Genomic DNA, 14,849 nt, shown 5'->3' on the forward strand with positions numbered 1-14,849 from the left:
CGCGCCCAAGGTCAGACGCGGGTTATTGAAACTTATAGCAGGTTGATGGATGCCCGCGTGCGTGCCAGCCGGTTCTTGTTGCTGACCGCGGCATTTGTTGCTCCGCCCAGGCCGGGTTGGCCTTTGCTTGACGCCGTCTTCAGATCCGAGATGGTGTTGTCCATGTTCTTTTCGCTGCGCTTCAACTCGTTCGACACAACCTGACGGTTGGATTTGATCGCGTTGACGCGCTGATTGTAAGCCGACTGAGACAGCTGCCCGCCGTCCAGCTGACGGCGCAGCGATTTCAGTTCTGCATTTTGCGAGGCCAATACCGAACGCAGGTTTGCTTCGACCGAGCTCAGCTGTTTGCTGACATTCGACAGGTTTGCCAGAACCTGCTTGCTGTTGACGATTTCAACATTCTTAGCAGCGGCCTGACGGCCGACCTGGTTGCCGCCGACACCACCGATCAGGCCACCTGCGGCGGCACCAGCCGCACAATCCCCGGCGTCGCCGCCCAGCAACAGGCCGAGACCACAACCGACAACTGCGCCAGCCAGCGCACCCTGAACCGTATTGTTAACAATGATGTCCTTGGACACCTGATCCAGGCTTTTAACCTGCTTTTCCAGCTGTTTTTCCTGTTGGGTTTTTCCAGCTACTGAAGATGATGACGCAGATTGGAAAGCCTCATCGGTACATGCTGTCAGTAGAAGGGAAATAGCAGCAAAAAATGACACTGCAACTGTACGCATCTCGTTACTCCGTAAAACAATTTTTCTTCTTAGTTGATTAAGAACTCACATATTTTTTATTTTCAATCAACGATTCGCAAATGACCTGCAAAGATAGAATACTGATTCGATTGGCATTCGACCAAATACTTTTGAACATTCGATCATAGGATGAGTTTTAAGATGAGATTACCCTTTGGTTTACGGGACAAGATGGTTCTGGCGAATGAGGTTTTTGCATTTGCCGGAAATATCGGCGCCGGTATTGGCGCGTTATTGGCTATTCTGGGTGTTAGATCCAATTTCGCGAACAATACCTCCAGGGTGGTCTTTAATGTTGAGGTGGCAACACTTTCGCTGCCCGTTCGTATGATTTTGGTGATTCTCATCGCCGCCGCATTGGGCTGGGGTTTGGGGGCGTTGGTAACTTGGCTCAGCCGTTCCCGGAATGAGGCGTTGAGCTTTGCTGTCTATGTTGTTGCCATTCTGTGGGGTGGATTGATTGTGGGTGCTGCCGACTGGTTGGCGGTTGCCATGAACCGGCAAATCCTGTCCGAGACCTTGCTGTTCACCATTGTCGGTATGGGTCTTGCCTTGTGGGTCGCCGGGTTTCATTTTCGCAACTCTAACGCAGCCGGGAAACATGCGCTGCGGCTTCATTGTGATGCGCTCATGCTGTGCTCAATCGGAGCAGCGCTGTTCATGATTCTGACGATGCTGGGGGCACGGTGATGGCGATCGGGGGCCCTTTGGACGACAAAAACGCCGCCCGCCTGCTCAGCGCGGCTGCGCTGTTCGATTTCATGTTTCTGGCATTTGTTTGCGCTACTATCGAACCCGTGTTGCGGCAAGAGCTTGGGCTGCTGCGTGCAGGCCCTGCCCTGACGGCGGGGCTTTATCTGGCGATGGTCCTCATCTACTGGCTGATCTGCGAAGGCGTGCTGAGCGGCGCAACCCTTGGCCGCTTTGTCCTGCGCCTGACGATGCGTGACAAAAGCGGCAAGCCGGTTTCACCCGTGCGCCGGTCCACACGCGCCATGAAAAAGATCATGACGCTGGGTCTGATGGGTCTGAACCCAAACACCGCCGCACGATATGACAGGGCTGCTGAAGTCCGCTGGTTCAGCCCGATGGCGCCGCGCTTGGTGACCCTTTGGCGGCTGCGTGTGCAATCCGGACCGGATCGTGGCAAGACCCTGGTTTTCAATCAGGTCAAGGGCCTCAAATCCTCGCGGCAGATCAAAATCGGGCGCGATCCCGGTTGGGCCGATCTGGCATTGACACGCAGCAAGGGCGCGTCGGGCAAACATTGCATCTTGCAGATTGCCAAGGGCAACCAGCTTCAAATTCGGGATATGGGTTCTTCGAATGGAACCTGGGTGCGCGGGCGGCAAATTGCACCGGATAAACCTGTCCGGCTTGGCTCTGTCAGTCAGTTCCGTGTTGGGGATGTCTGGATCGCGATCATTCGTTAAACGACAAAACCGAGACATGGCGCCACACCTGCTACTCTTGCAACTTGTGCGCTTTTCGTATACCGCCGCATACAAATTGAATGGCGAGGTAAAATTCACACCTCGCGCTCTCGCCCAAATCGTCGGAAAATGCCATGAGCCTCTATACAGATTACCTGAGTGAAATCGAAACCCGCAAAGAGCAGAGCCTTAGCCCCAAGCCTATTGATGATGGCGCATTGGCGAAAGAGATTATCGATCAGATCCGCGACCGTCAGAACGAATATCGCGCCGATTCACTGAACTATTTCATCTACAACACGCTGCCCGGTACAACGAGTGCCGCCGGTGAAAAGGCTCGCTTTCTGAAAGAGATCATTCTTGGCGAGGCGGATGTCGAAGAGATAACGCAGGAATTTGCGTTTGAGTTGCTGTCGCATATGAAAGGCGGCCCCTCAGTCGAGGTGCTGCTGGATCTGGCCTTGGGCGAAGATACAAAGATTGCTGGCGAAGCGGCTGAAGTTCTTAAGACGCAAGTGTTCCTTTATGACGCTGATACCGACCGTCTGAAGGCCGCCTTTGAGGCCGGCAATCCGATCGCGAAAGACATTCTTGAAAGCTACGCCAAAGCTGAATTTTTTACCAAGCTTCCCGAAATTGATGATGAGATTGAGGTCGTCACCTATGTTGCCGCCGAAGGTGATATCTCGACCGATTTGCTGTCGCCCGGCAATCAGGCGCATTCGCGTGCTGATCGGGAACTGCATGGCAAATGCCTGATTTCCGAGGCAGCGCAGCAGGAAATCGAGGCGCTGAAGCTGCAACACCCCGGTAAACGCGTGATGCTGATTGCGGAAAAAGGCACGATGGGTGTGGGTTCGTCCCGTATGTCAGGTGTGAACAACGTGGCGCTATGGACCGGCAAGCAGGCCAGCCCCTACGTGCCCTTCGTCAACATCGCCCCGGTCGTGGCGGGCACCAATGGCATCTCGCCGATCTTCCTGACAACCGTGGGCGTGACTGGCGGCATTGGTCTTGACCTGAAGAACTGGGTCAAAAAGGTCGACGAAGACGGCAACGCGATCCTGAACAATGACGGCAATCCGATCCTTGAAGAGAAATACTCGGTTGCCACAGGTACGGTGCTAAAGATCAACACCAAAACCCACAAGCTGCTGAGCGAAGATGGCGAAGAACTGGTTGATGTGCCGGCATCCTTTACGCCGCAGAAGGTCGAATTCATGAAGGCCGGTGGCTCCTATGCCATTGTCTTTGGCAAAAAGCTGCAGACCATCGCGGCCGAAACACTGGGCGTCGAAGCCCCGCTGGTTTTTGCGCCGTCTAAAGAGATCAGCCATGACGGTCAGGGCCTGACCGCAGTTGAGAAGATTTTCAACAAAAACGCTCTGGGCACCACGCCGGGCAAGACCCTGCATGCCGGGTCTGATGTGCGCGTCCGGGTCAACATTGTTGGCTCACAAGACACCACCGGTTTGATGACCATGCAGGAACTCGAAGCGATGGCTGCGACAGTGGTCTCACCTAGCGTGGATGGGGCATACCAATCGGGCTGTCACACGGCCTCTGTGTGGGATGCGAAGGCACAAGCCAACACCCCACGCCTGATGAAGTTCATGAATGATTTCGGCCTCGTTACCGGTCGTGACCCTAAGGGCGTCTATCATTCGATGACCGATGTGATTCACAAAGTGCTGAACGACATCACCGTAGATGACTGGTCGGTCATAATCGGCGGCGACAGCCACACCCGTATGTCCAAAGGCGTGGCATTTGGCGCGGATTCGGGTACTGTGGCGCTGGCGCTTGCAACCGGCGAAGCCTCAATGCCGATCCCTGAATCGGTCAAGGTGACCTTCAAGGGCAACATGGCCGAGCATATGGATTTCCGCGACGTGGTGCATGCGACGCAGGCACAGATGCTGGAACAGCATGGCGACAACGTGTTCCAGGGCCGCGTGATTGAGGTGCATATCGGCACGCTGCTGGCGGATCAGGCCTTTACCTTCACCGACTGGACGGCTGAGATGAAGGCCAAAGCTTCGGTCTGCATCTCAAATGACGAGACCCTGATTGGTTCGCTGGAGCTGGCCAAGTCGCGCATCCAGATCATGATCGAAAAGGGCATGGAGCATGAAAACGGCATGCTGCAAAAGCTGATCGATATCGCAGATGCACGCATTGCCGAAATCAAGTCGGGTGAAAAACCGGCGCTGCGCCCTGATGACAACGCAAAGTACTTCGCAGAAGTTGTTGTCGATCTGGATCAGATCGTCGAACCGATGATCGCCGATCCGGATGTCAACAATGCTGATGTGTCCAAGCGCTACACCCACGATACAATCCGCCCGATCTCGTATTACAATGCCGAAAAGCATGTGGATCTGGGTTTTGTCGGGTCGTGCATGGTGCATAAGGGCGACATGAAGATTGTCGCTCAAATGCTGCGCAATCTCGAAAAGGGCGCGGGCAAGGTTGAGTTTAATGCGCCGCTGGTTGTGGCCGCGCCAACTTACAACATCATTGATGAATTGAAGGCCGAGGGAGATTGGGAAATCCTTCAACGCTATTCTGGTTTCGAGTTCGACGATCTGTTCCCCAAAACGCAAGCCCGCACAGAATACGAGAACATCCTGTACCTTGAGCGTCCGGGCTGTAACCTTTGCATGGGCAACCAGGAGAAAGCGGCCAAAGGCGACACAGTTCTGGCCACCTCGACCCGTCTGTTCCAGGGTAGAGTCGTGGCGGATGCGCCTGACAAGAAAGGTGAAAGCCTGTTGGCCTCGACCCCTGTTGTGGTCTTGTCGGCCATTCTGGGCCGCACCCCAACCATCGAGGAATACAAAACGGCGGTAGATGGCATTGATTTGACCAAATTCGCGCCACCGGTAAAGGCACCTGCGACGACCAATTCCGCTCATTTCTAAAGCTTTGATCTGATCACTGAAAAGCCCGGCCCATTGGTCGGGCTTTTTTCATGCGCTCAAGCTGCCATGTCTTTCAAGACGGCTAGCAATTGCGCCACTTCCTGTTCGGTGTTGTAGTGACACAGTGAGATACGGATGCAATCCGACAGCCCCAGCGGCGTCAGTACATTGCCCGAATAATGGTCCGCTTTGCGCACATGGGTACGGATGCCCTGCTGGTTGAGTGTTTCGACGACTTGTTCGGACGGGACGCCATCCACCACAACCGACACCAGACCTTCGCGCGCTGTGTTGTCCGTTCCGGCCAGAATGCGAATGTGATCCATATCGCGTAGACCCGGCAGGTTGCCGACCCCGTTGATCATCGCATTGGTCAGGTGGGTCTCATAGGCGTGGATGGCGCGGCCTGCCGCCTCGATTCGTTTCTGCGGTTCTGCCTCGTCCGATACCTCTCCACCAAGCCAGACGAAATATTCAATCACATCAGACATTGTGGCGTAAGAACCGGCATCACGGGTGCCGAACTCCCACCCCGTCGCGGGCGCGTCGATCAGCATGTCATGGGGCAGCGCGCTTAGCTTATCGGAGATCCACGCGATGCCATAGCCGTGGCGCGAGAACACTTTGTAAGGTGAGATCGCATAGCCATCGACATTATACGCATCCAGATCCAACTGCCCGTGCGCCGCGTGCTGGATACCATCTACGATGATCAGACAGTTGGGCGAAACCGCGCGGATCGCGGCGGAAATCGCCACCACATCCATCCCCATCCCCGTGACGGGTGAGGCGTGCAGGATCGTGGCCACTGCCACGTCCGGGGTCATCAGCGCGGCATAATCCTTGGCCGTGACCAGCCCGGCTTCATCGTCATGCTGAACGTTGACATAGTCCAGCCCGGCAATCCCAGCCCAACGGCGCGCGGCGCTGCGGGTGGCGGGGTGTTCGATTGAGGACCCGATGACCTTTGCCCCTTTCGGCACAACAAGACAGGCGGTGCGGATCAGCCGGAACAACAGCTCGGTCCCGCTTTCCCCCGCAAAGAACTGACCCGAGCTGGCATTCATGAATACGCCCAGATCGGCCTTGGCCTTGTTGATCACATTCTGCGTGCCCTGCCCGGCCGGATTGATCCGCCCAGGATTGTCAGGGATCGCAGCATAAAACGCAGAGGTCTCAGCCACTTTTTTCAAAGTCAGCGCACCGCCTGCGTTTTCAAAGAAGATACGCTCTCCCTGAAACGGGCAACTCTCGACATGGGCGAAACGGTCGCGGATGGCCGCGATCAGATCGGGATTGTCTTTGATCATTTGGGGTTCCTGTCGCTGCTCATGGGTGGGCCCATAAGGTACTAGCACACCCGACCTGTTTCAGTGGTTTATTCCACGACATTTTGCGTGGGGAAAGGGCCGCAATCAGTCTTGGCCCACCTTAACAACAATGCTGATTGCCCGTGAGGCGCAATTTTGAACTGCATCTCTCGAAATCTGGAGCAGATCGCCTTATTTGGAACGTGACAACCACAAATCCAGCTAGGGGCGATTCCTTGGCCCCTATTCAATGAGTAGTCTTGATGAGCAAGAAAGTCCCTTCGCCCTGTATCGACGTCTGCAAATTCCGGCGCGAGGGTCATTGCATCGGCTGCTCGATGACCAAATCCCAGAAGAAGCTGTTCAAATCGATTAAACGAGCGGATCAGCAAGAGGCTTTTGTGCAGATGCTTGTCTGCCAGCAGGAAAAAATGGGCCGGTACACCCATTGGGGACCGGCCTATCTGAAAAAGCTAAAAAAGAAGAAGGCCAAGGTTGGTATTCCCCTGGCCAACTAACTTAGCGCAGCATGGCGCGCAGGAACCACGCAAATTTCTCGTGTGTCTGACCACGACCGATGCACAGATCCTCGGTCAAGGTGTCACCGTGCTCGGCCGCCAGTTCGCCTGCACCGGCCAGAGTGGCCGCCAGTGTTTCCTGAGCGTCCAGCATGAGCTTGATCATTTCTTTGTCGGTGGCCTGGCCGTCATGTTCTTCAACTTTCGAGCGCCTGAGCATCCCTGCCAGCGTGCCTTCGGCATGGGCACCCAACGCCTTTACACGTTCTGCCAGATCATCTTGTGCAACAAAGTGATCTTCGTAGATTTTCTGGAACAGTTCATGCAGCGGGCTAAAGGCCATGCCGGTTACATTCCAATGAAAATTCTGCGCCAACATGGTTGTTACGGCTGTTTCAGCAACTGACTGGTTCAACGCATCTGCGATGGCGGTGCGGGCGTCGGTGGTCAGATCAACGGCTGTTTGTGTCATGGAAGTCACCTTTTTTCCTGGGGTTCGAAATGTTTTTGTCGATCAAGAACAGGGATCTTACCTCTATCTAAAGGATCAGGCAGAGATTCCAAGACCTTTTTAGAATTATTCTAAAGAAGCTAAAACTGGTCCGAGACAGCCCGAACCAGAAAAGCCAAGTTTCGTTGCCGCCAACGTGAAACGCGGGACTGGATCAGAAACCGGAAACTGTCATCATCCTCGCGCTCGATGGCATCGAACAACCGCGCTAGCCAGGCCTCATCAAAGGACAGTTCGGACGAACCCGGACGATGAAAGATGGGGCGTTTTTCAACCGCCTGACGGAAGCCGCGCATCAAAGTTTCCGCATGCCGCATCTGTGCATCTGCGGGATCAGCCAACAGCAAGGCACAGGCCTGATCCAGATCGACCCGCGCAGCAGAACGGCAGCGCAGCGCAACCATTCGCAAGTGGTTGATGATCGCCAAGGGCCGATCCGCCATTTGCTGGGCTGGCGCAAGGTGCTGTTCTTCAACCGCATTGTAAACGACTGCGTGCATAGTTGCCTGAAACCTGTTCGTCTGCGTGAGTGAGTTGCAGATTTAAACCTGACAATAGTAATAAGGATTGCCGATCACAAGAGGTCCGACACTGACTTTTTGCCACATCTGCGTCAGAGTCGTCGCGTTTCCAATCAGATGAGATCGAACAAACGACCGGGAAGGCCGTGATGCCGTGGCAAATCCAATGCCCTGACAAGCGCAAACATCATCGCCTGGTTCGATGTGACCACTGGTTTGCCCAGTCGGTCTTCGATCCGCTCAACCGCCTCAACCGCGCGCATGTCGGTGCAGCTGAGCACGATGGCTTCTGCTTCGGGGTGATCTGCGCGACAGGCAAGATCAAACACCTCATCTGGTGTCAGTTCACCCTGCCCATAGTTTCCCAACGCCCGCCCGATATCTGCAGAATGCACCGTCGTGATGTCATTCTGCGCCAGAAAATCTGCAGCCTGCGCGTTGATCTCACCCAAATAGGGTGAGGCGAACCCGACTTTGCCCACACCCAGTGCTTTGATCGCCTGTACCAGTGCCCCGGCTGCGGTGAAGGTGATAGCACCAGACGCGGCCTTGATATCGCGCACCAGTTGCGCGTCAAAAGATGGCCCATGGGTCAGCGTGGCCGAGGTGCAACCGTACAGAACCACATCAGGCCGAACGCCAGCGATCATTCTCAGGTCATGGCTTATATCCGAGGCCCCCAGCCCCGCCATCTGATCAGAGCCGGGGATTTCGTCCACGTCATACCCCCCCATGCGCTGAAAATGCACTGTCGTATTCGGGCACCGCATCAGCATCATGTCAGCTTCCAGATTGGTGTTGGTGAAGGGCACCAAGACACCGATCTTTGCTCGTGTGCGGGTCTCGTGGGTCATGACGTTATCTTTCTGAGCACGGCCAAACAGCGATCCATTATCTCCTGCGGGCAGATCGTTGCCCGTAGACAATCGCCCAGCCCATAGCCGCCCATGCCCCGCATTAGCAAACCTTCGGCCAGTAGGGCGTGATCAACTTTCTGAGCGGTTTCGACATCCGCGAACCTGATCAGCACAAAATTCGTATGGCTGTGTGGCACAGCCAGGCCGAGCGCCCTGCACTCATTGGCAAAGCGATCTCGGATCGCTGCCGTTCGGTTCACCGTTTCCTGCATATGCGCCTGATCCCGCATCGCTGCCGCTGCCATGGTCTGAGAGGGAATCGATACGTTGTTCGGGTTCAGGACCTTCCGCACCTCAGATGCAATCTCTGGGGGAAAGACACCCCAACCCACACGTGCGCCCGCTAACCCATATGCTTTTGAGAACGTGCGCAAAACCACCGTATCACCACGTTTCGCCAAGGCGAAAATTTCAGCCGGGTTGTGGTCTGCATCCGCAAACTCCGCATAGGCCTGATCGATCACCAGCAGCACATCGTTTCGCAGGGCGTCGCGAAGACGGATGATTTCAGGATTCGGGATCAGAGTGCCTGTCGGATTGCCTGGGTTGCAGACAAAAACAATCCGCGTTTTGGGTGTGACAGCGGCCAAGACATCATCTACCGAAACGGTCAGATCGACCTCACGCGCCTGCACATAATCCGCCTGCACCTGCGCGGTGGCAGACGCCACATAGGCATAGCCGTAATCCGTGCCCAACACCCGGTCCCCCGACCCGGCATAGGTTCGGATCAGGCAACCGATCAACTCCATCGACCCTGCCCCACACAGGACCATTTCAGGGTCGAGGTTATGCACCTCGGCAATCGGTGCACGCAAATCAGACCAGTCCGGATCAGGATAAAGCGGCATCTGATCCAATACCGCCTGACCCGCTGCAACAGCCATTGGGCTGGGCGGAAAGGCGCTTTCATTCTGTGCCAGAGAAACGGTGCCTGCGTCTCCGAGATCGGCCAAAGCGTAAGGAGCCATCGCACGGATATGATCGACTGCCCGGATCATGGCTTAACACCGTAGGCCTTGGCCCCTTCGGGTGTTATCAATCCGCGCTTTAGATCCAGCGCCAGCGCGTCCGGGTCCCGATCTGCCGGATCGCCGAACCCGCCACCCCCGGGCGTGTCGAAGATCAGACGGTCTCCGCCTTCGACCCTTAGCTCACCCTTGCCGGGAATGTCGCTGACCCCGTCCCGAAACCGGATACGCCCCGGCGCGCCGGGTTGGCCGCCCATCCGGCCGAAGGCGGGGAATTTCAGCCGCTCAACCGACAGGAACACTATGAACGGCGCACCATTGGACGAGGTCATCTCGATCCTCTGGCCCAGCCCGCCGCGATATTTGCCCGCACCGCCCGAATCCGGCAGCAATTCGCGCCGCCATATGATCACTGGCGCAACGCTTTCGGTGATCTCGACCTGAGAGCCGAAGACACCCGAGGGGTAGGCCGTGGCCGACAGCCCGTCCGCATGGGGTCGCGCGCCGGTGCCGCCGTTGTGCACGGGCTCGATGGCAAACTCACGCCCGCCATTGGCCGTAACCTCAGGCGCGTGGCGCATGGGCAGATCAAACATGCAGCTTGCACCCTCGGCCGGAACCTTATCGGGCAGCGCCTGATGCAGGCACCCCAATACCAGATCAGGCGTCACCTGCCCCAGCGTATGGCGCATCGCCACCGGCACCGGGCGCTGCGCATTGAGGATACAGCCCTTGGGACCATCAACCGTGAACGGTTCCAGCGACCCCGCATTGTTGGGAATATCCGGCCCGACGATGCAACGCAGGGCAAAGACCGTATAGGCCGTGGCATAGTTCAGCGGTACGTTGATGCCCTTTTTCGAACAGCCCGATGTGCCGGTGAAATCCACATGCATGCCGTCCTTGGTAACGGTCAGCGTGGCGTGTAGCTCTAGCTCATTCTCGTACCCGTCCATGCGCAGCACGTTCTTGTAGACGCCTTCGGGCACCTCGGCGATGGCCTCCAGCGCGCCTTTGCGCGAGGTGTCGATGATGTAATTGCCCAAACAGTCTAGATCGTCGATCCCGAACTCATCCATCATCGCCATCAGCCGGTTCACCCCAGCCTCACAACAGGCGATCAGGGCGTAGATGTCCCCCTCATTGGCAATCGGCTCGCGCGAATTGGCGCGGATGATGTCCATCAGCAGCGCATTTGGCGTGCCTTCTTCGACCAGTTTGCAAGGAGGGATCAGTAGGCCTTCGTCGTAAACATCCGATCCTTCTGGCCCCATGCCCAAGCCCCCCAAATCCACCAGATGAGAGGTGCAGGAGGTAAAGCCAACCACCCTGCCATCCTTGAACGCGGGCATCATCAGCAGGAAGTCGTTAAGGTGTCCCGAGGCCAGCCAGGGGTCATTGGTCATGTAGATGTCACCGGGCCTCATGTCTCGGATGGCAAAGCGCTGACACAGATGCAAAACCGCCTCGGCCATGGTGTTGATGTGTCCGGGTGTGCCGGTTACTGCCTGCGCCAGCATCCGGCCATTGACGTCGAAGATCCCGGCAGAGATATCGCCGCATTCTCTTACAATGGGGGAAAAGGCAGCGCGGATCAGGGTCTGTCCTTGTTCCTCGACGACGGCCAGCAGTCGGTTCCACATGACTTGCAGGCGAGCGGGAGAAAGCTCGGGTTTCATCATACGCCTCCTTTCTGATCTTGGATCAGCACTAGATTGCCAATTGCATCCATATGGGCTGAGAAATCTGCGGATACGAGCGTGGTGGTCTGAGGCTCATGGATCAACGCCGGGCCGGATACGTAGTCACCGGGTTCCAGATCGGCACGCGCGATGAATGCCGCGTCTTTTGTCGTGCCGTCCACATCGCAGGTGATCGGGCGTGTCTCGGTTGCGTTGAACATGGTGCGTTCGGGCGTATCGAGCACAGGTGCAACTGTGTTGTCCAACGTCTCTACCCTAACGGCCCAGTTCAAGATCTCGATCTGCATCCCAGGTACGGGGCGCGAGAATTGCTTGCGGTACTCCTCCTCAAACGCGTTGGTCAGCGGGGCAATGTCTTCGAGCGTCACCGCACGGTCCGGCAGAGGAATTTCGATCTCATGACCTTGCCCGTGATAGCGCATGAATGCTGTGCGCCGGGTTTGAGTTTGCGCATCGCCCGCCCCTTTGGCCACGACCTCTTCCGCCTCGGAAATCATCGCATCAAACAAGGCATTCACCCCATCCAGGTCCATGCTGTTCAGCAGCGAATAGTGTGAGCGCACAATCTCGAACGAAACCGGCGCGAACAGGAAGCCCACTGCCGACCCGACGCCCGGATTGTGTGGGATCACGATGCGAGACACGCCGGCAGAACGGGCGACGCGACCGGCGTGCAACGGGCCATTACCGCCAAAAGCGATCATCGTGCGCGGGCCCAGATCCTTGCCCGACTCAACAGCGTGCATGCGTCCGGCACTGGCCATGCTTTCATCGACAATGCGGCTGACCCCATCCGCGGAACCGACCGCATCCAAGTCCAACCGCTCGGCAATTTTACGGGCCAACGCTGCCTTGGCGCTAATCGCGTCTAACTGGATATGCCCTTCGGCAAAGGTATCCGGCACTATGTAACCCAATGTAATATCACTGTCGGTTACCGTCGGTTCCGTTCCACCACGCATAAAAGCCACAGGCCCGGGCTCTGACCCTGCAGATTGCGGCCCAACGGTCAGGCGGCCCAGACGATCCACCCCGGCAATCGAGCCGCCGCCCGCTCCAATCTCGATCATCTCGATCACCGGAATACGTACCGGCATACCCGAGCCTTTGATGAACCGCGCCGCGCGGGCGATTTCGAAAGAACGCGAAGTCTGTGGCCTTGCATCGTCTATCAGGCACAGCTTGGCGGTCGTGCCGCCCATGTCAAAGGATAGAACTTGATCGAGTCCCGCTTGCGCGGCGATGCGTGCGGCCAGAATGGCCCCTCCTGCCGGGCCGGATTCGACCAGACGGATTGGAAAGCGGGCTGCGGTTTCGACCGTACACATGCCTCCGCCTGCCGTCATCATCAAGATCGGGCATGTCACACCTTCGGCTGCGAATTTCTTGGCGAACCGGGCCAGATAGCTTTGCATCAGGGGTTGGATGTAGGCGTTTGCGACCGTGGTGCAGAGCCGGTCGAACTCTCGGGCTTCAGGGCTAACATCGGATGAGATCGAGACGGTTAGGTCTGGACGGCGCTCAGCCAGCAGATCCCGCAGGCGCCGTTCATGCGCCGGGTTGGCATAGGCGTGCATCAGGCAGATCGCCACCGCCCCGGCCCCACTTGCGTCCAGTTCGGCCAGCAAGTCACCGACCTGCGCCTCATCCAATGGGATCAGCACAGCGCCTTCGGCGGACGTACGTTCGCGGATCACAAACGACCGCTCACGCGGGACAAGAAGATCAGGCTTTTCCAAGTTGATATCGTATTGGGAATAGCGCCTCTCATACCCGATATCGAGGATATCTCGGAACCCCTCGGTGCAGATCGTCGCCACCACGGCCCCGCGCCGTTCGATCAGCGCATTTGTAGCCAGAGTCGTGCCATGGATGAACCCCGTCACCTGTGGCAGAGACCGCCCGCTTGCGGCCATCACCCGCCGCGCGCCCTCCATTGCCCCGTCCGCCGGGTTCTGATGGGTCGTCAGGGTTTTGTCCGAGGCCAATATGGTCTCATCGCCTTCAACCAGAACCGTGTCGGTAAAGGTGCCGCCAATATCTATGGCCAGGCGCAGCGCATATGTCATGTTTCATCTCGTTTTGCATGTGACTTCGACCAATCAGAACGCCCCTCGGGCTTCTATTGGCACATCACAACGAGATCACAGCCGGTTGCCCGGCGATCCAATGGGTTGGTTGTCAAAACATAGCGCATGGCCATTTGTTGCGCTGGATAACTGCCAGAACTAGCGCATTTGCGACACATATGACCCGGAACGACATACCCAACGGGGTATCCACCACTTACCTTGCTGCTGTCGACCAACTCCCCGTGCTGAGGCTGTTCGGTGAATATTCGGTCAATTCCGCACGAAACGGCAACGCGTCATGTATCCGAATGCCGCTGACCAACTCAAACCGCCAGCCACGTTGTGCACCTTCAAACACCGCGATGTCTGGATGCTGTTCCTGCAGAACGTTTACCGTTCCTGTCAGCATCAGCACATCGCCGGTTTGATAGTCAGGGAATAGTAAACCTGCACGCGGCGTGACAAGAAAGTTGCCCAGCGTGTTGAAGAAGTTGTTTCCTTGAAAGTCCGGCACTAGAAGGCTGTTGCCTTGCACTTTCACAAACCCCGACCGCCCACCGCGATGCGAAACGTCAACGCTGCGACCCTGATCGGTGTCTGCATAGCTTGCGACATAGAATGCGTTGGCTGAGGCGACCATGTCACGCGCGGCAGTGTCCAGTTCATTGAACCGCTCGATTTTCGAGTGCTTCGCTTCGCTGCCCGGCTCTCGGATGTAGTCAACGACATGCGTTTGAATGTATTTCGGACAGTTCCCGAAAGACTGGGTCACATCCAACAGTATGTCGGTTTCTGATACTTCGCCAATTGTTGCATTCAGACGATTCCGTCGCCGCGTAGATAGTTCGAGCCCCAGCAAACCCAGTGGCGTGTTGTGTACCAGAGCGTCAGCCAATGGATCGTTGGGATGAGGCCGGGCCTGCACCCTCAACTGTCTGTCATTTGGTGAGGACAAAAATCCGGGCTGGCCCGACAGGATCGATGCCCAGGGCCAGCCATCCTGATCGACACTGCCCAGAAAAACAAAGGGCAGCTGTGCAAAGAATTCACGATGCTGGTCCGGCATGAACGGGCGGATCACCGTCCGACCTATCTTTTCCATTCTGTCCTGTTTTCCGATGCGGCTCTGCATCTCGCGTTCGCCGCGGTGAAACGGGGAATACTCGGTTTGAAGGGGGGCGTTCATGGCGGACCTCGCGGTGTCTTTTGGG

General features: G+C 56.8%; 13 protein-coding genes. 4 read left to right on the plus strand and 9 right to left on the minus strand.

Features of this window, described 5'->3' with window-relative positions; genetic code table 11:
* Nucleotides 1-32 precede the first annotated feature (32 nt).
* Entirely contained in the window at nt 33-737 is a 705-nt protein-coding gene (locus tag ACR0DH_RS12415) for a hypothetical protein (protein WP_480549484.1), read from the minus strand.
* 162 nt (nt 738-899) lie between these two features.
* On the opposite strand from ACR0DH_RS12415, the gene ACR0DH_RS12420 reads away from it, so the two are divergent.
* From ACR0DH_RS12420 to ACR0DH_RS12430, 3 genes are all read left to right on the plus strand, one after another.
* Entirely contained in the window at nt 900-1,448 is a 549-nt protein-coding gene (locus ACR0DH_RS12420) for a hypothetical protein (protein ID WP_480549486.1), read from the plus strand.
* A complete protein-coding gene (locus tag ACR0DH_RS12425; RefSeq protein ID WP_480544752.1) occupies nt 1,448-2,191 on the plus strand; it encodes an FHA domain-containing protein in 744 nt (247 codons plus the stop codon). The genes ACR0DH_RS12420 and ACR0DH_RS12425 overlap by 1 nt, the downstream gene beginning before the upstream one ends.
* Before the next feature lie 134 nt (nt 2,192-2,325).
* Nucleotides 2,326-5,115, plus strand: a complete 2,790-nt coding sequence (locus tag ACR0DH_RS12430; RefSeq protein WP_480549490.1) for a bifunctional aconitate hydratase 2/2-methylisocitrate dehydratase — start codon at nt 2,326-2,328, stop codon at nt 5,113-5,115.
* A gap of 56 nt (nt 5,116-5,171) precedes the next feature.
* Here ACR0DH_RS12430 and ACR0DH_RS12435 read toward each other — a convergent pair whose 3' ends face one another.
* Nucleotides 5,172-6,425, minus strand: a complete 1,254-nt coding sequence (locus ACR0DH_RS12435) for an aminotransferase class V-fold PLP-dependent enzyme (protein WP_480549492.1) — start codon at nt 6,423-6,425, stop codon at nt 5,172-5,174.
* 263 nt (nt 6,426-6,688) lie between these two features.
* On the opposite strand from ACR0DH_RS12435, the gene ACR0DH_RS12440 reads away from it, so the two are divergent.
* Entirely contained in the window at nt 6,689-6,943 is a 255-nt protein-coding gene (locus ACR0DH_RS12440; protein WP_480549494.1) for a DUF1289 domain-containing protein, read from the plus strand.
* Between the two features lies 1 nt (nt 6,944).
* Here the strand turns inward: ACR0DH_RS12440 and ACR0DH_RS12445 are convergent, their stop codons facing one another.
* The 7 genes from ACR0DH_RS12445 to ACR0DH_RS12475 all read right to left on the minus strand — a co-directional run bounded on the left by ACR0DH_RS12445 (nt 6,945) and on the right by ACR0DH_RS12475 (nt 14,824).
* Nucleotides 6,945-7,415: a Dps family protein gene (locus ACR0DH_RS12445; RefSeq protein WP_480549496.1), complete on the minus strand. Its 471-nt coding sequence runs from the start codon at nt 7,413-7,415 to the stop codon at nt 6,945-6,947.
* A gap of 119 nt (nt 7,416-7,534) precedes the next feature.
* Complete coding sequence (locus ACR0DH_RS12450) at nt 7,535-7,954, minus strand: hypothetical protein (RefSeq protein WP_480549498.1); 420 nt, start codon at nt 7,952-7,954, stop codon at nt 7,535-7,537.
* A gap of 134 nt (nt 7,955-8,088) precedes the next feature.
* Complete coding sequence (locus ACR0DH_RS12455) at nt 8,089-8,829, minus strand: maleate cis-trans isomerase family protein (protein ID WP_480544746.1); 741 nt, start codon at nt 8,827-8,829, stop codon at nt 8,089-8,091.
* Nucleotides 8,826-9,893: a pyridoxal phosphate-dependent aminotransferase gene (locus ACR0DH_RS12460; protein WP_480549500.1), complete on the minus strand. Its 1,068-nt coding sequence runs from the start codon at nt 9,891-9,893 to the stop codon at nt 8,826-8,828. Before ACR0DH_RS12460 ends, ACR0DH_RS12455 begins: the two co-directional genes overlap by 4 nt.
* Nucleotides 9,890-11,542: a hydantoinase B/oxoprolinase family protein gene (locus tag ACR0DH_RS12465; protein WP_480549502.1), complete on the minus strand. Its 1,653-nt coding sequence runs from the start codon at nt 11,540-11,542 to the stop codon at nt 9,890-9,892. Before ACR0DH_RS12465 ends, ACR0DH_RS12460 begins: the two co-directional genes overlap by 4 nt.
* Entirely contained in the window at nt 11,542-13,635 is a 2,094-nt protein-coding gene (locus ACR0DH_RS12470) for a hydantoinase/oxoprolinase family protein (RefSeq protein WP_480549504.1), read from the minus strand. The genes ACR0DH_RS12465 and ACR0DH_RS12470 overlap by 1 nt, the downstream gene beginning before the upstream one ends.
* Nucleotides 13,636-13,852: 217 nt before the next feature.
* Nucleotides 13,853-14,824 carry a pyridoxamine 5'-phosphate oxidase family protein gene (locus tag ACR0DH_RS12475; RefSeq protein ID WP_480549506.1) on the minus strand — a complete coding sequence of 324 codons (972 nt, stop codon included), beginning with the start codon at nt 14,822-14,824 and terminating at the stop codon, nt 13,853-13,855.
* Between the last annotated feature and the right edge of the window lie 25 nt (nt 14,825-14,849).

The organism is Ruegeria sp. I1 (assembly GCF_056532675.1).

Coding starts and splice junctions, on each gene's coding strand:
- ACR0DH_RS12415 (WP_480549484.1), bottom strand. CDS start 737: ATGCGTACAGTTGCAGTGTCATTTTTTGCTGCTATTTCCCTTCTACTG.
- ACR0DH_RS12420 (WP_480549486.1), top strand. CDS start 900: ATGAGATTACCCTTTGGTTTACGGGACAAGATGGTTCTGGCGAATGAG.
- ACR0DH_RS12425 (WP_480544752.1), top strand. CDS start 1,448: ATGGCGATCGGGGGCCCTTTGGACGACAAAAACGCCGCCCGCCTGCTC.
- ACR0DH_RS12430 (WP_480549490.1), top strand. CDS start 2,326: ATGAGCCTCTATACAGATTACCTGAGTGAAATCGAAACCCGCAAAGAG.
- ACR0DH_RS12435 (WP_480549492.1), bottom strand. CDS start 6,425: ATGATCAAAGACAATCCCGATCTGATCGCGGCCATCCGCGACCGTTTC.
- ACR0DH_RS12440 (WP_480549494.1), top strand. CDS start 6,689: ATGAGCAAGAAAGTCCCTTCGCCCTGTATCGACGTCTGCAAATTCCGG.
- ACR0DH_RS12445 (WP_480549496.1), bottom strand. CDS start 7,415: ATGACACAAACAGCCGTTGATCTGACCACCGACGCCCGCACCGCCATC.
- ACR0DH_RS12450 (WP_480549498.1), bottom strand. CDS start 7,954: ATGCACGCAGTCGTTTACAATGCGGTTGAAGAACAGCACCTTGCGCCA.
- ACR0DH_RS12455 (WP_480544746.1), bottom strand. CDS start 8,829: ATGACCCACGAGACCCGCACACGAGCAAAGATCGGTGTCTTGGTGCCC.
- ACR0DH_RS12460 (WP_480549500.1), bottom strand. CDS start 9,893: ATGATCCGGGCAGTCGATCATATCCGTGCGATGGCTCCTTACGCTTTG.
- ACR0DH_RS12465 (WP_480549502.1), bottom strand. CDS start 11,542: ATGAAACCCGAGCTTTCTCCCGCTCGCCTGCAAGTCATGTGGAACCGA.
- ACR0DH_RS12470 (WP_480549504.1), bottom strand. CDS start 13,635: ATGACATATGCGCTGCGCCTGGCCATAGATATTGGCGGCACCTTTACC.
- ACR0DH_RS12475 (WP_480549506.1), bottom strand. CDS start 14,824: ATGAACGCCCCCCTTCAAACCGAGTATTCCCCGTTTCACCGCGGCGAA.